Annotated in this window: 1 tRNA gene; it reads left to right on the forward strand. The window is 45.6% G+C overall.

Annotation, left to right across the window (positions count from 1 at the left end):
- The first annotated feature begins 231 nt into the window (after positions 1-231).
- Positions 232-318 (forward strand) — tRNA-Leu (locus BEN26_RS13860).
- Positions 319-349 lie beyond the last annotated feature (31 nt).

A 349-nucleotide genomic window follows, 5' to 3' on the forward strand; every position in this document is an offset into this window, starting at 1 on the left:
CGACCGTTAAGCCCTCCAGCGCCGATGGTACTTGGACCGAAGGGTCCTGGGAGAGTAGGACGTTGCCAGGCAAAGAATAAAGGACTACCGAAAGGTAGTCTTTTTGTATATACGAAAGTAGGTCGTACCGAGGCGTGAGAAGCCGAGTATTTTTTTGAACCCAGGCTCTCAGTATATAGACTTGTTTGGACATTTAAAAAGTGGTATATTTTTTAGAGAAATGAATTTTACGCGGACGTGGCGGAATCGGCAGACGCGCTAGATTCAGGTTCTAGTGGTAGAAATATCGTGGGGGTTCAAATCCCTTCGTCCGCACCATATGTTTTCAGTAAATGGATTAAGCTTGGTA

The sequence above is a fragment of the Tepidibacillus sp. HK-1 genome (genome assembly GCF_001748485.2).
In the GTDB taxonomy this organism is placed as follows: domain Bacteria; phylum Bacillota; class Bacilli; order Tepidibacillales; family Tepidibacillaceae; genus Tepidibacillus_B; species Tepidibacillus_B infernus.